This is a genomic window from Bradyrhizobium sp. USDA 10063 (genome assembly GCF_054063735.1).
The window spans coordinates 2,658,749-2,676,833 of the sequence record NZ_JBSSGP010000002.1 but is presented as its reverse complement, the minus strand read 5'-3'; the positions used below and the strand labels follow the sequence as shown (position 1 = coordinate 2,676,833).

Below are 18,085 nucleotides of genomic sequence, written 5' to 3'. Positions count from 1 at the left end.
CGCAAGCGGAGTTCGGGAACGTCCGCTTCAAATATCCGACAGGCTCAACTCAAGCGACTTCTGTGCTTGGCGCGCCAGGCCGGGCCAGGCCCGCGCATATAGTGCAGTTCCGGCCGGTAAGGGTTGAATGCCCTGGTGAAGAACTGGCGCCAGAAGGCGCGGAGTTCGGCGATGATCTTCGCAAGGCCAGCGCGGCTGGCCGCGGGGGCGGGCAGGGACGTGCTCGTTGCCATGACACAGCCCTCCTGTTCGTTATGCGCGGCTCTCGCGCGCAAAATGCCGTTTTCGACGCTGAAAACGAGATTTCGCCCGATTTATTAAAAGATGGTTTCAAATGTACGGATCTTGCGCGCACATGGTTTCGATCCCGTATTCATCGGGGTGAACGGATGGAAAACATGCGGTGTGCGGTTGCGCTTTGAGGGCCCGGCGGCTACATCGGCGGCAGCAAAAATTTCCACAAATCCTGCCGATTCCAGGGGACTCAATGGCCCGCCAGTTCATCTATTTCATGCAAGGTCTGACCAAGAGCTACCCGACCCGCAAGGTGCTCGATAACATCCACCTGAGCTTCTACCCGGACGCCAAGATCGGCGTGCTCGGCGTCAACGGCGCCGGTAAATCGACGCTGCTCAAGATCATGGCCGGCCTCGACAAGGAGTACACGGGCGAGGCCTGGGTCGCCGAGGGCGCCCGCGTCGGCTATCTCGAGCAGGAACCGCAGCTCGATTCCAAGCTGACCGTACGCGAGAACGTGATGCAGGGCGTCGCCAAGCAGAAGGCGATCCTCGACCGCTACAACGAGCTGGCGGTGAACTACTCGGATGAGACCGCCGACGAGATGACCAAGTTGCAGGACGAGATCGAGGCCCAGGGCCTCTGGGATCTCGACAGCAAGGTCGACCAGGCGATGGACGCGCTGCGCTGTCCGCCCGACGACGCCGACGTCACAAAGCTCTCCGGCGGCGAGCGCCGCCGTGTCGCGCTCTGCCGGCTGCTGCTCGACCAGCCCGAGCTGCTGCTGCTGGACGAACCGACCAACCATCTCGACGCCGAGTCGGTGTCCTGGCTCGAAGGTCATTTGAGGCAGTATCCCGGCGCGATCCTGATCGTGACCCACGACCGCTACTTCCTCGACAACGTCACCGGCTGGATCCTCGAGCTCGACCGCGGCCGCGGTATTCCCTATGAGGGCAACTACTCGTCCTGGCTGGTGCAGAAGCAGAAGCGGCTCGAGCAGGAGGGCCGCGAAGAGGCCGCGCATCAGCGCACGCTCGCGCGCGAGCAGGAATGGATCGCGGCCTCGCCGAAGGCGCGCCAGGCGAAGTCCAAGGCGCGCTACCAGCGCTATGAGGAACTGCTCAAGAAGGCGAGCGAGAAGCAGACCCAGACCGCGCAGATCATCATCCCTGTGGCCGAGCGGCTCGGCCAGAACGTCATCGATTTCGAAGGCCTGACGAAGTCGTTCGGCGACCGCATGCTGATCGACAATCTCACCTTCAAGCTGCCGCCCGGCGGCATCGTCGGCGTGATCGGTCCGAACGGCGCCGGCAAGACCACGCTGTTCCGCATGATCACCGGGCAGGAGAAGCCGGACCAGGGCACGATCACGACCGGTGAGTCCGTCCATCTCGGCTATGTCGACCAGTCGCGCGACAGCCTCGAGGGCAACAAGACGGTGTGGGAGGAGATTTCCGGCGGCAACGAACTGATCCTGCTCGGCAAGCGCGAGGTGAATTCGCGCGGCTATTGCTCGGCCTTCAATTTCAAGGGCGCCGACCAGCAGAAGAAGGTCGGCGCGCTCTCGGGCGGCGAGCGCAACCGCGTGCATCTTGCCAAGATGCTGAAGTCGGGCGCCAACGTGCTGCTGCTCGACGAGCCGACCAACGACCTCGACGTCGACACGCTGCGCGCGCTCGAAGAGGCGCTCGAGGATTTCGCCGGCTGCGCCGTGATCATCAGCCACGACCGCTGGTTCCTCGACCGCATCGCCACCCACATCCTCTCCTTCGAAGGCGACAGCCATGTCGAATGGTTCGAAGGCAACTTCCAGGATTACGAAAAGGACAAGATGCGGCGTCTCGGCCAGGATTCGATCATCCCGCATCGCGTGAAGTACAAGAAGCTGACGCGGTGACGGCGCTTTGGCGACGATTGCTGCGGCCAGTTGTCGCTTTTCACCACGGCGAGATTGCGTAGATATAGCGCTCCGCAATCTCAGATCCTGCAACGAGCCATTCATAATGTCTGCCACCTCCGACGCACGTGTGCCGCCGAAGATCGCTTCGCTGCGCCCGGTTCCCATGCTGATCTTCGGATCGCGCTGGCTGCAATTGCCGCTCTATGTCGGGCTGATCATCGCCCAGGGCGTCTATGTGGTGCTGTTCATCAAGGAACTGTGGCACCTGTTCGCCCATGCCTTCGATTTCAGCGAACAGCAGATCATGCTGGCGGTGCTTGGCCTGATCGACGTCGTCATGATCTCGAACCTCCTGGTGATGGTGATCGTTGGCGGCTACGAGACGTTCGTATCGCGCCTCAATCTGCAGGGACATCCCGACGAGCCGGAATGGCTGAGCCACGTCAACGCCAGCGTGCTCAAGATCAAGCTGGCGATGGCGATCATCGGCATCTCCTCGATCCACCTGCTGCGAACATTCATCGAGGCCGGTGCACTGACGTCGGGCAAGACCAGCTACACCGAGACCGGCGTGATGTGGCAGACCATCATCCACACCGTCTTCATCTTGTCCGCGATCGGCATTGCCGTCGTCGACCGGCTGTCGAATGCCTCGGTTGAAGGGGCCAAGCAGGCGGCCGGACATTGAGGATGCGGCCGCGGCGCCGGCGTGCTAGTTTCACGAAATAGCACGACTGATGCGCGCCTCGAACACAGGACAGCACTTCGATTGGACCGCCGTGTGAACAAACCGCTCGACTTGCCAGTCTTTCGTACGCTCGCCTTCGGCCTCCTGCTCTTGACGTTACCAGCGGTCTCACCTGCCGCTGCTGCCGACGCCGCCTTCACGCAGTTCATCGCCTCGCTGTGGCCAGAAGCACAAGCGGCCGGTGTGTCGCGTGCAACCTTTGATGCGCAGACGCGCGGGCTTGAGCCTGATTACAAATTGCCGGACCTGATCCTGCCGGGCAGACCCGCGACCGGCGCGCCGTCGCAGGCCGAATTCGTCCAGGTGCCGGCCGACTACATCAAGGAAGCTTCGATCGCGCGGCTTGCGGCCGAAGGGCAGCGGCTGATGCAGAAGTACCGCGCGGATCTCAATGAGATCGAAAATCGCTTCGGCGTGCCGGCGACCGTGGTGCTCGCGATCTGGGGCCGCGAGACCGATTACGGCCGCTACAAGCTGCCCTACGACACCCTGCGCGTGGTCGCGACACAGGCCTATGTCGGCCGCCGCAAGGACCAGTACCGCACCGAGTTCATCCTCGCGCTGAAGATCCTCGGCGAAGGGGCGGTGACGCGCCAGGAGATGCGCTCGTCCTGGGCCGGCGCCACTGGGCTTACGCAATTCCTGCCGTCCGAATATTACAAGCACGGCGTCGATCTCGACGGCGACGGCCGCATCGACATCTGGCACTCGGTCCCGGACGCGCTCGCTTCCGCTGCACAGCAACTCGTCAACAAGGGTTGGCAGAAGGGCGTGCGTTGGTCCTATGAGGTGAAGACGCCAGCCAACGTCGATTGCACGATGGGCGTGCCCGAGGTGACGAGGCCGATCGGCGAATGGCTGCGCTCGGGCTTTGTGCCGGTGCGCGGACAGAAACTCAGTGCGACGGAGCAGGCGCAGCCCGCCTCGCTGTTGCAGCCCGAGGGCATCTACGGCCCCGCATTCCTGTCCACGAAGAATTACTTCGTCATCAAGGAATACAATTTCTCCGATCTCTACGTGCTGTTCGTTGGCCATCTGGCCGACCGCATGACGAGCCCGTTGCCGTTCGCAACGCCCTGGTCGGCCACGACGCAATTGCGCACCGCCGATGTCGAGGCGATGCAGCGCCATCTCACGCGGATCGGTCTCTACAAGGACAAGCTCGACGGCAAGGCCGGGATGCAGACCCGCGCCGCGCTCGGCGCCTACCAGAAATCGGCCGGCCTGAAAGTCGATTGCTGGCCGAGCGAAGCGGTGCTGCGCTCGATGGCCGCGGCAAGATAAACAAAAACCCGGCCGCAAAGGGCCGGGTTTTGAATTTGGTCAACTTTACCTGCCGGGTCGGCTTAGTCGCAAACCTGGACGCGGCGGAAACGCCAGCCGTAGCCGTCCCAGAAGCGCTCGCGGATCATGCGGCACGGAGCTTCTTCAACGTAGACCGGTGCCGGTGCGACATAGACCGGAGCCGGACGGCTCGCTGCAATCGCGCCGCCGAGCAGGGCGCCGCCAATCAGGCCGCCGGCAACGCCGGCTGCGATCTGGCCATCTCCGGCCTTGGCGGCCGGCGCGACAGCCAGCGAACCGGCAATCGTTGCGACCGCGACGAAGGCAGCTAATGTCTTCTTCATGTCTTGGGCTCTCCTGGATGGCGCCATCAGCCGACGCCGGGTTTAACGGTGACTCGCACGCTGGTTTCGAAATGCCTGTCGCAAAAAGAGCGCACAACAGTCAATCGAAAGTAAACGTCCGCGCGCTAATGGCCTGAAAAAAACGGTTTTTTCAGGCCATCAGCTATTAAGGTTCCGGAAAACCCGGGGTTTTCCGGCATCCTGTGTGAGATTTAATGAAGGTGAATGCGCGTTAATCGCAGACGCGCACGCTGCGCACCCGCCAGCCATAGCCGTCCCAGAAGCGCTGGCGCTGCCAGACGCAGGGCGGGCCGTACTCAAGGGGATCGTCGGCGACGTAATAGCCGGGGCCCGGACCGTAGTAATAACCGGGACCGTAGTATCGGTTTTGCGAAGCGATCGCACCGCCGACAAGGGCGCCACCGATCAGTCCGGCCGCAACGCCCGCGGCAACGCCGCGCTGCGCATGCGCGGGAGGAGGTGCCGCCACGATCGAGCCGGCCAATGCGATGGCGGCAAATCCGAGCAATGTCTTCCTCATGGCCTCACCTTTCTTCGAGTCATCCCTTTGGGGGCACTGGTCTCTATCAGAGTTCCACATTTCCCTGTGACGATCAATCAACGCCGTGGCGGATCGTCGGAGAAACGGTGACCAGCCTGAGGCGCGATGATACAGATCACACTTAGACTCATTCCAATCTGCCTCCGCCATCAGTTTGGAATTGCTTCAAATTCCTGTTTTTCCTTTTGCTTCGTCTGGTCGCCTTCAATATTTCTTAGGTCAGCATCACCGACCGGACCCGCCTTCTCGATGATCGTTTGTTCCTGTAACGTCATTAGCGACCACGACGTCCGCAGTGCCGTGAGCGCCGGCGGGTCTTTGCCGCGCAATGCCAAGCAGCTCCATGGCTGCCTCGGTTGCAGTATGGAATGCGGCCGCTGCGCCCGGACCATCAAGACCATCATCGACGAGGCGCTCGGACCCTGCGCCAAGGCCTGCTGCAGCGGCTGCCCGCACAGCCACGAGGCGGCCGACGAAGGCGCCAACGCCGAGTTCGCGCTCGCGGCCTGCTGAGCCCCGGGATTTCCCCAAATCTATTCGCATGCGCCCTCCCAGAGGAGGGTTGCTCTCGTTCATAATCTGATTTAGAAACGTTCTAAAGTTGGAGTCGGGCCCGCTCGGGCCTTTAAGCATTTGGAGTGGACTATGCAGGGCGACCCTAAGGTCATCGAATATCTCAACAAGGGCCTGCGCCACGAGCTTACGGCTATCAATCAATACTGGCTTCACTACAGGTTCCTCAACAATTGGGGTCTGTTGGAGATGGCCAAGGTATGGCGCAAGGAATCCATCGAGGAGATGGAGCACGCCGACAAGCTCACCGACCGCATTATTTTCTTCGATGGCTTTCCCAACATGCAGGTGCTCGATCCCCTGCGGATCGGCCAGAACGTCCGGGAGATCATCGAGTGCGATCTGGCCGCCGAGATGAGCGCCCGCGCGCTCTACGAGGAAGCGGCCACTTATTGTCACAGCGTGAAAGACTACGTCAGCCGCGATCTATTCGAGAAACTGATGAAGGACGAGGAACACCATATTGACTTCCTCGAAACCCAGCTCGACCTGATCGCGCGCATCGGCCTTGAGCTCTACACCCAGAAGCACGTCGGCCACCTCGAGAACGGGGACTGAGGCGCGCCGAGGATTTCCACCCTGTCCCGGAGAGGGGAGGGTGATCCGTCAGAGCTGCGTCTTGTAGCGCTCTTCCACCACCGCCTGGCTCTCCGGCTCGCCGAGCGTGGTCTGGTCGTGGATTACCTCGCTGATGCTCGGGAACACCTTGCGCTCGACGCGCGTGTCCGCCGACCACAGCTTTGAGCGCATCAAGGCCTTGCCGCAGTGGAAATAGGCTTCCGTCACGTCGATGCGCAGCACCGCGCGCGGCGGCTTGCCGAACTCCACCATCGAGGCCAGGAGTTCGGGATCGGCTGAGAGGCGTCCCTTGCCGCCGACCCGCAGGGTCTCGTCTATCCCCGGCACGAAGAAGATAAGCTGCACAAAACCGGAGCCCTCGACGATGTTCCGGAAGCTGTCGATGCGGTTGTTGCCGGAGCGGTCCGGCATCAACAAAAGGTTCGGCGAGGCCACGCTGACGAAGCCCGGATTGCCGCCGCGCGGGGAGGCATCGACGCTGCCGTCGGAGCCGGACGTCGCCAGCACGCAGAACGGCGACATGCCGATGAACTTCCTCGCATGCACATCGATCTCCGGCCGCGCCTTCGCGATCACGCGCGCAGTCGGCTTCGGATAGATCGAGGTGAGGTCGGCGGCGGCAAGATCGGTCACGGGCGGTCTCCGGATGTCGTCTTTGTGATAAAGCGTATCATCGCGAAATTCCGCCGTCATCCCGCGCTTGAGGAAGCATGCTCATTCTCAGCCGCGATCCTCGACATCCGTCTCGGGGCGGTCGCTGCCCGCCGCGGTCTCGGTGTGCCACTGGCCATCAGGGGTTTCATACTCGATCGCCTCGGTGCGGCCGGGCACGCGCTGCTCGGCGGCGGCACGGCGGGCCGCGGCCAGCGCCGCGGCATGGGTCGCGAACGGTTCGGAGAACACGCCGTCCACGGTGTAGGCCCATCCGCCGTCATGTTCGACGATCTTGTAGACCACATGGCTCATCGGGAACTCGCTTCACAGTTGCGGCCGGCAGGGTGAAGCCGCCGCCGCTTTCATGACAGAATAGGCGATGATGTAGGAATTTCCATGGGCCGATCGTCCTTGGGAAGGGTAACGGATCCAGGGCCGCCGGTGACAGGAGCAAAGCATGTGCCGCAACATCAAGACGCTGTTCAATTTCGAACCGCCCGCGACCGAGGACGAGATCCACGCTTCCGCACTGCAGTTCGTGCGCAAACTGTCCGGCTTCAACAAGCCGTCGCAGGCCAATGAAGCCGCCTTTGATCGCGCGGTCGCAGAAGTCTCGGACGCCGCGCGCCGGCTTCTGGTCTCGCTACACACCACGGCACCGGCGCGCGATCGTGAGGTGGAGGCGGAGAAGGCGAAGGAGCGCTCGCGGCTGCGGTTCGGATAAGCCTCGCGGCGGGCGTGAGCTGGCTCACGGTGCGCGGCCTATTTCTTGCCCTTGTTCTTCTTCTTTTTCTTGTCCTTGCGATCCTCGTCATCGTCGGGATCGTCGAAGTCATCGGCCGGCTCGATCACGGCTGCAGCCAATGCGTCGCGTTCGGCCGCCTCCTGCTCACGCTCGCGGCGGTAGTCTTCCCAGGCGTCGAAGATCATGTGCAGCCACGGCATCACCTGCTCGATCGACGGCAGTTGCCCGGGCGGCCCCGGCTCGCCGCGCGGACCGGCCGGCCCCTGCGGCCCGGCGGGACCTTGCGGACCGAGTGCGCCCTGCGGGCCTGGTTCACCGCGCTTGCCCTGCAGACCAGGCTTGCCCTGCGCTCCCGGCTTGCCCTGAGGACCCGGCTTGCCGCGCGCCCCGTCGGGGCCGCGCCGGCCGGGATGTCCCTGTGGTCCCGGCCGTCCCTGTTCGCCGGGCCGGCCGCGTGGGCCCGGCGCGCCCGGTGGTCCGCGCCGGCTGGAAGCATCATCGGCCACTGCTGCACTCCGAGAAAATTGCGCCCGGGCGTTCTTAGCGGCGTTTGGCGAGCGCTTCAATTGCGCGGGGCCGCCATTGCCGGATTGATCAACATCAATGATGCAATCGCGCTCCGTGGCATCGTCACAGTGTGGCAGTGGAACGGGAGCGAAGCCATGAACGCAGGCTGGAAGATCTTCTTGCTGTCGCTCGCACTCTTCGCGGTTGCCTTCGGTGCCGAGCGGCTGTTGGTGCCCGACATCGTGCCGATAGGCTTTGCCGAGGAGCCGCAACCGCTGTTGCTGGTCGAGACCGCCTTCGTGCTGCGCGCGATCGTGCTGATCGCGGGAAGCGTAGCTGTGATCTCGCTCGTCATCACACTCGGTGCGTGGGTGAGGGCGCGCAGCACACGATCGCACGCTTAAGACAGTTCCGCTTAGTCGCTCGGCGCGGGGACCTCGATCCCGTCAGCCGAATAGCTCCTGATCTTGTTGCGCAACGTGCGCACGGAAACGCCGAGCACGCGCGCGGCGCGCGTGCGGTTGCCATTGCAGCGGATCAGGGTTTGCAGCACCAGCTCGCGCTCGACCTCGCCGACGGTGGCGCCGATCAGGAGCGGCACGATTTCGTTGGGGGCGAGTGAGGCCGCCGGAATCTCCGGCAGGGGCTGCGTGGACACATAGGACATGACACCTCCCGAGCAACGCCCGTTCGCAACATGCGAATCGGAAACATCGAGAACACGAACCCCTTGCCCGCGCGAGACCGTGGGCGCAGATGGTTAACAAACGATTAACGCGGTCGCTACCATCCACATTTGCGCATGGTTCCCGCCCGCGGCATGCTCACACCGCCCGGTAGCCGCCATCCACCATCACGATCGATCCCGTGACGTAGGCCGACAGGTCGGAGGCGAGGAAGATCGCAGGCCCCACGATGTCCTCCGCCTTGCCGGCGCGGCCGAGCGGGGTGTGCGCGATGAAGGTCTTCGCGAGTTCCGGATTGTTCGCGCGCGTTTGCGCGTTCAGCGGCGTCTCGATGAAGCCTGGGCCGATCGCGTTCACGCGCACGCCTTCGCTGCCGAGTTCGGCGGCGAGCGCCCGCGTGAAGCCGAGCACGCCGTGTTTGGAGGCCGTGTAGGCGGGCGAACTCGGCGTACGCACATGCACGAAGGACTGGATCGACCCGATATTGACGATGCGTCCCTTCGCTGCGCGGATCTGCGGCAGGAACGCGTGCGTCACGTTGAAGACGCCGGTGAGGTTGATCGCGATGACGTCCTCCCAATCCTTGATCACAGCCTCGTCCGCGCCGAGCATGCCGTTGCGCCGCGCAATCCCGGCATTATTGACGAGGATCGAGACCTGTCCGATCTTGCCGGCGATCTCCTTTGCGAGGGCGACGCAATCCTCGCGCCTGGTGACGTCGAGCGCAAAGCTGTCGGCCTTGCCGCCGGCGTCGCGGATCTCCTTCGCCGCTTCCGCCGCCGCGCCCTCGATGACATCGAGCAGCACGACGCGCGCGCCTTCGCGCGCGTAGCCTAATGCGATCGCGCGGCCGATTCCGGAACCCGCGCCGGTGATGACGGCGATGTGCTTTTCGAGAAGGGCCATGGATGTTTCCTCGCTGGTTGTTGTTGGACGCCGTGGAGAGGGTAATCCAATTTGTAGGGTGGGCAAAGCGAAGCGTGCCCACCATCTCTTGCACCGGCCGTGAATGGTGGGCACGCTTTCGCTTTGCCCACCCTACGCGCTGCTTCCGGGCTACACTCAGCAATGTGCGAATCGATGCTCCTCGCCATTGATGCTTCAAGAAAATCCCGGAGACCTTGATATGAAAATGCCATCCGCCTTTCGTGCCGCGCTGATCGCGCTGACCGCTTTCGCCGGCGCCAGTCTCGCCTCGGCCGCCCATGCCGACAGCGGCACGGTCTCGCTCACGATCTATAAGGCGGGCTGGATCATCGGCGGCTCCGGCGGTGGCGGCGTGCTGAATTTTCACGGGCGCCGATACCCGCTGTCGGTCGGCGGTCTCGACTATGGCCTCGTGTTCGGCGGCTCGAAGACGGTGCTGCGCGGCCGCGTCAGCAACATCAATCGTCCTTCCGATGTCGCCGGCGTCTACGGCGCAGCCGGCGCGGGTCTAGCAATCGGCGGCGGCGCCCGCGCCATCGTGCTCACCAATCAGAAGGGCGCCGTGCTCGAACTCGCCGGCCACCAGGTCGGATTGATGGCGAATGCCGATTTGAGCGGGCTCGCAATCACGATGAAGTAGCAAGGTATGGGGCGCGGTTTGCCCCTCATCCTGAGGAGCGGCATCTTCGCCGCGTCTCGAAGGATGAGGCCCCGCTGTTGGCCTCGCCCTTCGAGACGGCCGCTGCGCGGCCTCCTCAGGGTGAGGAGATAGACTTGGGTACGCCGCTGTCTACAGCGGGGCGATAGTCCTGATCTGAATGTCAAACAGCGTGAAGGATGTGAATCCGCATTCTCGCGGCGCGATGCGTCCGAGGTTTGCGTCCGTTCCACCCTCTTCGAGATCAGAGGGCGCAGGGAAAGCCGGGTGCCGGTTGCACCCGTGGGCCCCGTGCAACAAAAAGCACGGGGGTAGGACCACAGGTCAACCGAAGCAACTCCGGCTTTCCCTGCGCGATGGTGTTACGGCTTACTTCGTGCTCTTCCCGGTGACCGGGCTTTCTTGCCACCGTCGCCTCTAGCGATGCTCGATCACTAGAAACTTAGCGCCAGCGTCGGGGCGCCAGAACCACACGACTTCGCCGTCCGTGAGTGTCACGCTCGTCAGTCGCAACACCCGCGTCCACCGCATCTCACCGCAACGTTCGTGACGATCGCGAGCCGCCCCTCATCTGGGTGAGACGCGCGGAGTTAAATCACTGATTTGCCCGACGACGGAAGCGGAATATTTTTCGCAAGAGGGATGGACAGACTTTTGGTGATTTGCCCGTCGGGTTGTTTTGTCGCACCCAAAGCAACCACATCGTCATTGCGAGCGCAGCGAAGCAATCCATAGCGCCGCAAGCGGAAGAATGGATTGCTTCGCTGCGCTCGCAATGACGGAAGTAGATCGGTTGGTCGTGTATCTTGTAGATTCCATGGGGCGGTGAGCGCGCCCTTTCCGGTAGGTTTGGGTTTCCACACTCGAACCATCGGAGAGTCTGATGCAAGCATTGACCAAGAACACGCCCACCGCCGGGCATTGTGGCACGATTTTCGTTGCGATCGAACTGAGTCAGAAGACGTGGCTGGTGACGCTGCACAGTCCGGATCGGGACCGGATATCGCGCCACAAGCTGGAAGGCGGCGATCACGCCGGGCTGCTGGCGCTGATCGAGCAGGTCAAGGCCCGGGCGACTGCGAAGCTTGGAGCGGCGCCGCGGGTGGTGAGCTGCTACGAGGCTGGCTATGACGGCTTCTGGCTGCACCGGCTGCTCGCGGCGGCTGGGATCACCAACTTCATCTTCGACCCGGCGAGCATCGCGGTGGAGCAACGGGCGCGGCGGGCGAAGACAGACCGGATCGATGGCGAGCTTCTGCTGCGCACCTTGATGGCTCATTTGCGAGGCGAGCCGCGGGTGGTGCGGATCGTCCGGGTGCCGAGCGTGGCCGAGGAGGACGCCCGGCGCGCCAGCCGCGAACGCGAACGACTGGTGAAGGAGCAGACGGGGCACACCAACCGGATCAAGGCGCTGCTGCGCCTGTTGGGCATGGCGGCCGGCACCTTGCGACGACGGACCTGGCTCGCCTGGCTGGAGCAGCAGCGGGACTGGCAAGGGCAGCCGCTGCCGCCGCAGCTTCTGGCCGAAGTGAAGCGCGAGCATGCCCGGCTGATGCTGGTGCGCGACCAGCTCAAGGCGCTGGAGCAGGCCCAAGTCGCTACAGAAGTCGCGGCAGAAGTCGCGGCGGAAGCCGCCGCGGCGCCGGCGCCGATGGCGAAGCGACGGGATCAGTTGCAGCAGCTCAAGGCGCTCGGCCCGGCGTTTGCCGCGACGCTGGTGAACGAGGTGTTCTACAAGGACTTCCGCAACCGGCGCGAGGTCGCCAGCTATTGCGGATTGGCGCCCAGTCCCTGGCAAAGCGGCAGCATCGATCGCGAGCAGGGGATCAGCAAGGCCGGCAACCGGCGCGCCCGCCACAAGACGATCGAACTGGCCTGGCTCTGGCTGCGCCATCAGCCGGACAGCGCGCTCAGCCGCTGGTTCCGCACCCGCACCGAAAACGCCGGCAAGCGCGCCAAGCGCATCGCCATCGTCGCGCTGGCGCGCAAGCTGATCGTGGCGCTGTGGCGCTATCTCACCACCGGCCTTGTTCCGGAGCAGGCCGTGATGAAGGCCTAGCACCGGACCACGCCACCAGGGCGAGGCGGCTCCGCGCCGCGCGCCCCGTACAGGATGGATGATGACCGTGCCACCCAGGGGCCCAACCAGGCCGCTTTGTAGATGGGTCTCATCCTCTTGGCTTCCTCGCCGCAAGCATGCGGAATGTGGGTACGGATCAGCCGATCCGACCGGATATGAGGTGATGCAGTGAGCTGCAGAAATCTTCGGAAGCCAATCCTCGCCCGGGGCCCGGTCGTCGCGCTGCGCTACGCATGGCTCCGCGCGCCGCCCTCTCACTGCAAAAACCCAACCCGCACCGGTTCAAGAGCCTTGACTCACAAAGCCCCATATGAGGGTGGGCAAAGCGTAGCGTGCCCACCATTACGTGCGAAGTCCTTGATGGTGGGCACGGCGCGGCAGACGCGCCTTTGCCCACCCTACGATTCCGCAACTTACAACGTGCAGCGGCGCTGCGTCCGCATTTGCTCCTGCTCGGTCATCGCGGCGGCGAAGGTCGGGACCGGCTTGCTGATCACCTTGTAGGTCGAAGGCCATTCCAAGGGCTTGCGCTGCAGGTCCTCGTTCCAGATCTGGCAGATGCCGGTGTTTTCCCAGCGGATCACATAGTACCCGGCCTCCGCGGGCCTCGTGGCGGCGATGGCCGCAACAGCGAAGCAGGTAGCGAGACAGAGGGCGGTAGCGCGACGCATGACGGATCTCCTGTCGAAATGTTGGCTTCTCTCCGCAATGAGGCGGGGGCGCCGATTTTCTCGCGATCGTTTGTGGCGCTTTTGGTGCTGATAGAAATGCCGCAGCGACATGGCGGGCTGCATTTTCACCGGCAGCTTCGAGCAACGGTATGTGGGTCATCCGTTTGCTCGCGAGACAGCAGCCAATCCGCCAATTCCTGCCACGGCTTCAATGACCAGTTTCCAGAAGCCGCGCCCGATGGCGAAGCCAGCACGAAGATATCAGGAAAATCCGGAAGCGGAGCTTGCCGGCCGAGCGCAATCGCTGATGTCGGTCGTCCGTAGAACAGGGATGCCGCCTTCTTGCTGGTGAAGGCGATCGTCTTCGGCCGGTAGGTCAGCATCTTCGCGCGGAACGCCTCGATATCGACGGGGAAGGCGAGCGCCTGGTGGTCCATGCCCGCGCCCGTCTTGCACATGTCGGTGAAGCCGATGCCGAGGTCGAGCAGCGCGGCAAACTCATGCGGCTCAAAGCGGCGCGGCGTGATGCCGACCTGATGCAGCGTGCGCCAGAAACGATTGCCGGGATGCGCGTAGTAATGGCCGAGGTCCGCTGACCGCTGGCTCGCGGCGGTGCCGACGAAGACCAGGCGCAGATCGGCGGCAAGCTGGTCGGGCAGCCGTTCGCGAAGAGCGGGCGCGTCGCTCATGAAGCGAGGCTTGCCACGCCCTCGATCTCGATCAGCATCTTGGGATTGGGCAGCGCGTGCACCACGCAGGTGGTGCGCGCAGGATATGGGGCGGGTCCGAACGCGCCGGCGTAGAGACTGTTCATCGTGGCGACGTCGGAGGCGCGCGTCAGCAGCACGTTGACCTTGGCAAGATCACGCATCGTCGCGCCGGCTTCGGTCAGCACGCGTTTCATATTGGTAACGACATTGCCGAACTGCGCCTCGAAGGTGTCGGGCAGTTCGCCGTTGGCGTCGAAGCCGGGGATGCCGGAGATGAACAGGATGTCGCCGACGCGCGTGGCAAAGGAGAGCGGCGGGGCTTTGATGCCGGGCGGAGGAAGGAAGTGGTGGATGGGCATGGGGCGTTACCTTTGATCGAAACGGAAATCATAGCTCAAGTGCGCCCGATCCCCCAAGGGTACGTGGACGCTTGTCGCCCGGCCTTCGATGTTCGCCGACGATCATCACCCCAACGCCGGCGCTATTGTCGTGTCACCGAAAGCAAGTCCGCCTGGGCGCGAACGATAAGTCCGCGTGTCGGTTTCGGTCGAAACCTGCCCAGGCATAAAGAGTGGCGAGCGTCGCCTCACAACACCCGGTTGCTCTCCTTCACCTTCTCCGCATCGAGATACACGTCGCCGCCCATCTCGACGAACTTTTTGCTCATCGCCGCCATGCCGTCCTCGATGGTGCCCTGCATCGACATCCCGACGCTCTGCGGATCATTCAGCGTCGCCGCATAATCCCGCACGTCCTGCGTGATCTTCATCGAGCAGAACTTTGGGCCGCACATCGAGCAGAAGTGGGCGACCTTGTGGGCTTCCTTCGGCAGGGTCTCGTCGTGGAAGCTCTTCGCGGTATCAGGATCGAGGCCGAGGTTGAACTGGTCGGTCCAGCGGAAGTCGAACCTTGCGCGGGAGAGCGCGTCGTCGCGGAGCTGGGCGGCCGGGTGGCCTTTTGCCAGATCGGCGGCGTGGGCGGCGATCTTGTAGGTGATGACGCCGGTCTTGACGTCGTTGCGATCGGGCAGGCCCAGATGCTCCTTCGGCGTGACGTAGCAGAGCATGGCGCAGCCGAACCAGCCGATCATGGCGGCGCCGATGCCCGAGGTGATGTGGTCATAGCCCGGCGCGATGTCGGTGGTCAGCGGCCCAAGCGTGTAGAACGGCGCCTCGCCGCATTCCTTGAGCTGCTTGTCCACGTTGATCTTGATCTTGTGCATCGGGATGTGCCCGGGGCCTTCGATCATGACCTGGCAGCCCTTGTCCCACGCGATCTTCGTCAGTTCGCCGAGCGTCTCCAGTTCGGCGAACTGGGCGCGGTCGTTGGCGTCGGCGATCGAGCCGGGACGCAGGCCGTCGCCGAGCGAGAACGAGACGTCATACTTGCGCATGAGGTCGCAGATCTCGTCGAAATGCGTGTAGAGGAAACTCTCCTTGTGATGCGCGAGGCACCACTTCGCCATGATCGAGCCGCCGCGCGAGACGATGCCGGTGACGCGGTTGGCCGTGAGATGGATGTAGGACAGGCGCACGCCGGCGTGGATCGTGAAATAGTCGACGCCCTGTTCGCACTGCTCGATCAGCGTGTCCTTGTACAGCTCCCAGGTCAGCTGGACCGGATCGCCGTTGCACTTCTCCAGCGCCTGGTAGATCGGCACGGTGCCGATCGGCACCGGCGAGTTGCGCAAAATCCATTCGCGGGTGGTGTGGATGTTACGCCCCGTGGAGAGATCCATCACGGTGTCGGCGCCCCAGCGGATCGCCCACACCATCTTCTCGACTTCCTCCTCGACCGACGACGTCACGGCGGAGTTGCCGATATTGGCGTTGATCTTGGTCAGGAAGTTGCGGCCGATGATCATCGGCTCGAGCTCGGCGTGGTTGATGTTGGAGGGGATGATGGCGCGGCCGCGCGCGATCTCAGAGCGTACGAACTCCGGCGTGATGAAGGCCGGCACGGCGGCGCCGAAGCTTTCGCCGTCGGCGAGGGCCGCTTCGGCGCGCTCGAGTTGTTGCTTGCGGCCGAGATTCTCACGCTCGGCGACGTAGATCATCTCCTTGGTGATGATGCCGGCGCGGGCGAATTCGAGCTGAGTCACCTTGTGGCCGTCGAGGCCGCGCAAGGGCTTGTGGTGCGCGGTGAAGGCGCGCGCCGCCTTGTCGGCGGAGAGGTTGCCATTGTCTTCCGGCTTGATCGTGCGCCCTTCATACTCCTCGACGCCGCCGCGCTCCCTGACCCAGGCGAGACGGTTGCGCGGCAGGCCGGCATTGACGTCGATCGTGATGGACGGATCGGTGTAGGGGCCCGAGGTGTCGTAGACCGGAAGGTTCGGCTCGCCCGCGCCTTCGCTCAAGATGATCTCGCGCAAGGGCACGCGCAGATCCGGCGCCGCATCGGGGGTCGCAAAAATCTTGCGCGAGGAGGGCAGCGGCCCCGTGGTGACGGCGGGAATGGTGGTGTCAGGGTTGGAACGGATGTTCATGGAGTTCCTCCTTCTAAGCGTTGTTTTTCGTCATTGCGAGGAGCGATAGCGACGAAGCAATCCATTGGCGCCGCAAATCCGGGTGGCAATGGATTGCTTCGCTTCGCTCGCAATGACGGTTGGGTGAGAGCTGCATCACGCGGCCTCCGCGCTCCGGCCAAGCCATTGTCTGACCCGCGCATCCGGGTCGGCGTTCTGGGTGATGTCGGAGACGACGGCAATCGAGTCGGCGCCGGCGGCGAAGATCTCCGCGGCCTGCTCGAACTTGATGCCGCCGATCGCAACCAGCGGGATGTCGCCGATGCGTTTCTTCCATTCGGTGATCTTCGGGATTCCCTGCGGCGCGAAGCGCATCGATTTCAGCGTGGTCGGGAAGATCGGGCCGAGCGCGACATAGTCCGGCTCGGCCTTCAGCGCCGTGGCGAGCTCCTCGTCGTCATGGGTGGAGATGCCGAGCGTCAGATGCGCTTTACGGATCTCGGCAAGGTCGGCGCCCGCGAGATCCTCCTGGCCGAGATGCAGGTGCTCGGCGCCGGCGACGATCGCTGCGCGCCAATAGTCGTTCACGACCAGTTTTGTCGGGGTGCCCTTGGTCACCGCGAGCGCATCGCTGACGATCTGCAGCGCTTCGGCGTCGTTCAGATCCTTGGCGCGGAGCTGGATCGTGCCGACGCCGAGTTTCGTCAGCCGCTCGACCCAGGCGACGCTGTCGACGACGGGGTAGAAGGGATCAGGATACGCGTAGCGATCAGGATACGGCATGCCAGAACGGGGTCCCGATGACAGGGGTGGAGGGGGAGGCGAAATCGCGCGCTTCCATCAGCCCGGCCTCATAGGCGGCGCGGCCGGCTTCGATGCCGAGGCGGAATGCATTCGCCATCGCGACGGGATCGGCGGCCTTTGCGACCGCCGTGTTGAGCAGCACCGCGTCGTAGCCGAGTTCGAGGGCGTGGGCCGCATGCGAGGGTGCGCCGATGCCGGCATCGACCACCAGCGTGATATCGGGCAGGCGGTCGCGCAGCAGCCTCAAGGCTTCGCGGTTGGTGATCCCCTTGGCGCTGCCGATCGGCGCGGCCCAGGGCATCACGACCTTGCAGCCGGTTTCGACCAGCCGCATCGCTACCGAAAGATCTTCGGTGCAATAGGGGAATACCTCGAAGCCGTCCTTGATCAGGATCGAGGCGGCCTCGACCAGGCCGACGATATCGGGCTGCAGCGTGTCGTTGTCGGCGATCACTTCCAGCTTGATCCAGCTCGTTCCGAACAATTCGCGTGCAAGCTTGGCCGTGGTCACCGCCTCGCGCACGGTGCGGCAGCCGGCGGTGTTCGGCAGCACGGTGACATCAAGCTCGCGGATCAGCGACCAGAACGCGTCCCCGGTCTTGCCGCCGGCGGCTTCGCGGCGCAGCGACACGGTGACGATGTTGGCGCCGGAGGCGCGGATCGCCGATTGCATGATCGCAGGCGAGGGATAGAGCGCCGTGCCGATCAGGAGGCGGGAGGAGAAGGTCTTGCCGTAGAAGTTCAGCATGGTGTCAATTCCCTCCGCTCGTCAGCCCCCGCACGCCACTCGTCATCCCCGCGAAGGCGGGGATCCAGTATTCCACAGGCGTCTCGTTCAAACTGAGAGGCCGCGGCGTACTGGATCGCCCGGTCAAGCCGGGCGATGACGGCTGAATATGTGGAGCGCGTACACCCCAACTCGTCGTCCCGGCGAAAGCCGGGACCCATA

At 63.8% G+C, this 18,085-nt stretch carries 24 protein-coding genes; 9 read left to right on the top strand and 15 right to left on the bottom strand.

What is annotated here, in order from left to right:
- Positions 1-44 precede the first annotated feature (44 nt).
- On the bottom strand, positions 45-233 hold the full coding sequence (locus tag ACVJGD_RS15090; RefSeq protein WP_456635079.1) for a hypothetical protein: 189 nt from the start codon (positions 231-233) through the stop codon (positions 45-47).
- A 254-nt stretch (positions 234-487) separates the two neighbouring features.
- Here ACVJGD_RS15090 and ettA point away from each other — a divergent pair, with 254 nt between their 5' ends.
- The 3 genes from ettA to ACVJGD_RS15075 all read left to right on the top strand — a co-directional run bounded on the left by ettA (position 488) and on the right by ACVJGD_RS15075 (position 4,172).
- The gene (gene ettA / locus ACVJGD_RS15085) at positions 488-2,137 is read left to right on the top strand and encodes an energy-dependent translational throttle protein EttA (protein ID WP_456635078.1); all 1,650 of its coding nucleotides are present in this window, start codon (positions 488-490) and stop codon (positions 2,135-2,137) included.
- A gap of 106 nt (positions 2,138-2,243) precedes the next feature.
- On the top strand, positions 2,244-2,828 hold the full coding sequence (locus ACVJGD_RS15080; protein WP_456635077.1) for a TIGR00645 family protein: 585 nt from the start codon (positions 2,244-2,246) through the stop codon (positions 2,826-2,828).
- 111 nt (positions 2,829-2,939) lie between these two features.
- Positions 2,940-4,172, top strand: a complete 1,233-nt coding sequence (locus ACVJGD_RS15075; protein WP_456640256.1) for a lytic murein transglycosylase — start codon at positions 2,940-2,942, stop codon at positions 4,170-4,172.
- A gap of 62 nt (positions 4,173-4,234) precedes the next feature.
- Here ACVJGD_RS15075 and ACVJGD_RS15070 read toward each other — a convergent pair whose 3' ends face one another.
- The 3 genes from ACVJGD_RS15070 to ACVJGD_RS15060 form a co-directional block, all read right to left on the bottom strand.
- Positions 4,235-4,516, bottom strand: coding sequence for a hypothetical protein (locus ACVJGD_RS15070; protein ID WP_130229897.1), 282 nt, complete (start codon positions 4,514-4,516; stop codon positions 4,235-4,237).
- A gap of 232 nt (positions 4,517-4,748) precedes the next feature.
- Positions 4,749-5,057, bottom strand: a complete 309-nt coding sequence (locus ACVJGD_RS15065) for a hypothetical protein (protein ID WP_454620515.1) — start codon at positions 5,055-5,057, stop codon at positions 4,749-4,751.
- A gap of 170 nt (positions 5,058-5,227) precedes the next feature.
- On the bottom strand, positions 5,228-5,407 hold the full coding sequence (locus tag ACVJGD_RS15060) for a hypothetical protein (protein ID WP_456640593.1): 180 nt from the start codon (positions 5,405-5,407) through the stop codon (positions 5,228-5,230).
- On the opposite strand from ACVJGD_RS15060, the gene ACVJGD_RS15055 reads away from it, so the two are divergent.
- Both ACVJGD_RS15055 and bfr read left to right on the top strand, forming a co-directional pair.
- Positions 5,328-5,591 (top strand): (2Fe-2S)-binding protein, encoded by a 264-nt coding sequence (locus tag ACVJGD_RS15055; RefSeq protein WP_456635076.1) that lies wholly within the window; start codon positions 5,328-5,330, stop codon positions 5,589-5,591. The genes ACVJGD_RS15060 and ACVJGD_RS15055 overlap by 80 nt on opposite strands.
- A 132-nt stretch (positions 5,592-5,723) precedes the next feature.
- Complete coding sequence (gene bfr, locus ACVJGD_RS15050) at positions 5,724-6,209, top strand: bacterioferritin (RefSeq protein ID WP_456635075.1); 486 nt, start codon at positions 5,724-5,726, stop codon at positions 6,207-6,209.
- A 48-nt stretch (positions 6,210-6,257) separates the two neighbouring features.
- Here bfr and ACVJGD_RS15045 read toward each other — a convergent pair whose 3' ends face one another.
- Positions 6,258-6,863 carry a pyridoxamine 5'-phosphate oxidase family protein gene (locus tag ACVJGD_RS15045; protein ID WP_456635074.1) on the bottom strand — a complete coding sequence of 202 codons (606 nt, stop codon included), beginning with the start codon at positions 6,861-6,863 and terminating at the stop codon, positions 6,258-6,260.
- Positions 6,864-6,950: 87 nt separating this feature from the next.
- Positions 6,951-7,196 carry a DUF2188 domain-containing protein gene (locus tag ACVJGD_RS15040; protein WP_456635073.1) on the bottom strand — a complete coding sequence of 82 codons (246 nt, stop codon included), beginning with the start codon at positions 7,194-7,196 and terminating at the stop codon, positions 6,951-6,953.
- A 145-nt stretch (positions 7,197-7,341) separates the two neighbouring features.
- On the opposite strand from ACVJGD_RS15040, the gene ACVJGD_RS15035 reads away from it, so the two are divergent.
- Complete coding sequence (locus ACVJGD_RS15035) at positions 7,342-7,608, top strand: DUF2277 domain-containing protein (protein ID WP_456635072.1); 267 nt, start codon at positions 7,342-7,344, stop codon at positions 7,606-7,608.
- 38 nt (positions 7,609-7,646) lie between these two features.
- Here the strand turns inward: ACVJGD_RS15035 and ACVJGD_RS15030 are convergent, their stop codons facing one another.
- Positions 7,647-8,135: a collagen-like protein gene (locus ACVJGD_RS15030; protein WP_456635071.1), complete on the bottom strand. Its 489-nt coding sequence runs from the start codon at positions 8,133-8,135 to the stop codon at positions 7,647-7,649.
- Between the two features lie 60 nt (positions 8,136-8,195).
- Between ACVJGD_RS15030 and ACVJGD_RS15025 the strand changes: the two genes are divergently transcribed.
- Positions 8,196-8,540: a hypothetical protein gene (locus ACVJGD_RS15025; protein ID WP_456635070.1), complete on the top strand. Its 345-nt coding sequence runs from the start codon at positions 8,196-8,198 to the stop codon at positions 8,538-8,540.
- An 11-nt stretch (positions 8,541-8,551) separates the two neighbouring features.
- Here the strand turns inward: ACVJGD_RS15025 and ACVJGD_RS15020 are convergent, their stop codons facing one another.
- Entirely contained in the window at positions 8,552-8,803 is a 252-nt protein-coding gene (locus tag ACVJGD_RS15020; protein WP_456635069.1) for a helix-turn-helix domain-containing protein, read from the bottom strand.
- Positions 8,804-8,960: 157 nt separating this feature from the next.
- Positions 8,961-9,728: an SDR family NAD(P)-dependent oxidoreductase gene (locus ACVJGD_RS15015; RefSeq protein ID WP_456635068.1), complete on the bottom strand. Its 768-nt coding sequence runs from the start codon at positions 9,726-9,728 to the stop codon at positions 8,961-8,963.
- 220 nt (positions 9,729-9,948) lie between these two features.
- Between ACVJGD_RS15015 and ACVJGD_RS15010 the strand changes: the two genes are divergently transcribed.
- Together ACVJGD_RS15010 and ACVJGD_RS15005 are read left to right on the top strand one after the other, a co-directional pair.
- Positions 9,949-10,389 (top strand): hypothetical protein, encoded by a 441-nt coding sequence (locus tag ACVJGD_RS15010; RefSeq protein ID WP_456635067.1) that lies wholly within the window; start codon positions 9,949-9,951, stop codon positions 10,387-10,389.
- A 901-nt stretch (positions 10,390-11,290) separates the two neighbouring features.
- A complete protein-coding gene (locus ACVJGD_RS15005) occupies positions 11,291-12,466 on the top strand; it encodes an IS110 family RNA-guided transposase (protein WP_456632918.1) in 1,176 nt (391 codons plus the stop codon).
- Positions 12,467-12,900: 434 nt separating this feature from the next.
- On the opposite strand, the gene ACVJGD_RS15000 is transcribed toward ACVJGD_RS15005, so the two are convergent.
- From ACVJGD_RS15000 to ACVJGD_RS14975, 6 genes are all read right to left on the bottom strand, one after another.
- Positions 12,901-13,158: a hypothetical protein gene (locus ACVJGD_RS15000; protein WP_456635066.1), complete on the bottom strand. Its 258-nt coding sequence runs from the start codon at positions 13,156-13,158 to the stop codon at positions 12,901-12,903.
- 125 nt (positions 13,159-13,283) lie between these two features.
- Positions 13,284-13,847, bottom strand: coding sequence for a mismatch-specific DNA-glycosylase (locus ACVJGD_RS14995; RefSeq protein WP_456635065.1), 564 nt, complete (start codon positions 13,845-13,847; stop codon positions 13,284-13,286).
- A complete protein-coding gene (locus tag ACVJGD_RS14990) occupies positions 13,844-14,227 on the bottom strand; it encodes a RidA family protein (RefSeq protein ID WP_456635064.1) in 384 nt (127 codons plus the stop codon). The genes ACVJGD_RS14995 and ACVJGD_RS14990 overlap by 4 nt, the downstream gene beginning before the upstream one ends.
- A gap of 227 nt (positions 14,228-14,454) precedes the next feature.
- On the bottom strand, positions 14,455-16,353 hold the full coding sequence (gene thiC, locus ACVJGD_RS14985) for a phosphomethylpyrimidine synthase ThiC (RefSeq protein WP_456635063.1): 1,899 nt from the start codon (positions 16,351-16,353) through the stop codon (positions 14,455-14,457).
- 135 nt (positions 16,354-16,488) lie between these two features.
- On the bottom strand, positions 16,489-17,115 hold the full coding sequence (locus ACVJGD_RS14980; RefSeq protein ID WP_456635062.1) for a thiamine phosphate synthase: 627 nt from the start codon (positions 17,113-17,115) through the stop codon (positions 16,489-16,491).
- Positions 17,102-17,884 (bottom strand): thiazole synthase, encoded by a 783-nt coding sequence (locus ACVJGD_RS14975; RefSeq protein ID WP_456635061.1) that lies wholly within the window; start codon positions 17,882-17,884, stop codon positions 17,102-17,104. The genes ACVJGD_RS14980 and ACVJGD_RS14975 overlap by 14 nt, the downstream gene beginning before the upstream one ends.
- Positions 17,885-18,085 lie beyond the last annotated feature (201 nt).

What these genes read in the sequence shown, in the direction of transcription:
- ACVJGD_RS15090 (WP_456635079.1), bottom strand. Translation starts at nt 233, where the DNA reads ATGGCAACGAGCACGTCCCTGCCCGCCCCCGCGGCCAGCCGCGCTGGC.
- ettA (WP_456635078.1), top strand. Translation starts at nt 488, where the DNA reads ATGGCCCGCCAGTTCATCTATTTCATGCAAGGTCTGACCAAGAGCTAC.
- ACVJGD_RS15080 (WP_456635077.1), top strand. Translation starts at nt 2,244, where the DNA reads ATGTCTGCCACCTCCGACGCACGTGTGCCGCCGAAGATCGCTTCGCTG.
- ACVJGD_RS15070 (WP_130229897.1), bottom strand. Translation starts at nt 4,516, where the DNA reads ATGAAGAAGACATTAGCTGCCTTCGTCGCGGTCGCAACGATTGCCGGT.
- ACVJGD_RS15065 (WP_454620515.1), bottom strand. Translation starts at nt 5,057, where the DNA reads ATGAGGAAGACATTGCTCGGATTTGCCGCCATCGCATTGGCCGGCTCG.
- ACVJGD_RS15055 (WP_456635076.1), top strand. Translation starts at nt 5,328, where the DNA reads ATGATCGTTTGTTCCTGTAACGTCATTAGCGACCACGACGTCCGCAGT.
- bfr (WP_456635075.1), top strand. Translation starts at nt 5,724, where the DNA reads ATGCAGGGCGACCCTAAGGTCATCGAATATCTCAACAAGGGCCTGCGC.
- ACVJGD_RS15040 (WP_456635073.1), bottom strand. Translation starts at nt 7,196, where the DNA reads ATGAGCCATGTGGTCTACAAGATCGTCGAACATGACGGCGGATGGGCC.
- ACVJGD_RS15035 (WP_456635072.1), top strand. Translation starts at nt 7,342, where the DNA reads ATGTGCCGCAACATCAAGACGCTGTTCAATTTCGAACCGCCCGCGACC.
- ACVJGD_RS15020 (WP_456635069.1), bottom strand. Translation starts at nt 8,803, where the DNA reads ATGTCCTATGTGTCCACGCAGCCCCTGCCGGAGATTCCGGCGGCCTCA.
- ACVJGD_RS15015 (WP_456635068.1), bottom strand. Translation starts at nt 9,728, where the DNA reads ATGGCCCTTCTCGAAAAGCACATCGCCGTCATCACCGGCGCGGGTTCC.
- ACVJGD_RS15010 (WP_456635067.1), top strand. Translation starts at nt 9,949, where the DNA reads ATGAAAATGCCATCCGCCTTTCGTGCCGCGCTGATCGCGCTGACCGCT.
- ACVJGD_RS15005 (WP_456632918.1), top strand. Translation starts at nt 11,291, where the DNA reads ATGCAAGCATTGACCAAGAACACGCCCACCGCCGGGCATTGTGGCACG.
- ACVJGD_RS15000 (WP_456635066.1), bottom strand. Translation starts at nt 13,158, where the DNA reads ATGCGTCGCGCTACCGCCCTCTGTCTCGCTACCTGCTTCGCTGTTGCG.
- ACVJGD_RS14995 (WP_456635065.1), bottom strand. Translation starts at nt 13,847, where the DNA reads ATGAGCGACGCGCCCGCTCTTCGCGAACGGCTGCCCGACCAGCTTGCC.
- ACVJGD_RS14990 (WP_456635064.1), bottom strand. Translation starts at nt 14,227, where the DNA reads ATGCCCATCCACCACTTCCTTCCTCCGCCCGGCATCAAAGCCCCGCCG.
- thiC (WP_456635063.1), bottom strand. Translation starts at nt 16,353, where the DNA reads ATGAACATCCGTTCCAACCCTGACACCACCATTCCCGCCGTCACCACG.
- ACVJGD_RS14980 (WP_456635062.1), bottom strand. Translation starts at nt 17,115, where the DNA reads ATGCCGTATCCTGATCGCTACGCGTATCCTGATCCCTTCTACCCCGTC.
- ACVJGD_RS14975 (WP_456635061.1), bottom strand. Translation starts at nt 17,884, where the DNA reads ATGCTGAACTTCTACGGCAAGACCTTCTCCTCCCGCCTCCTGATCGGC.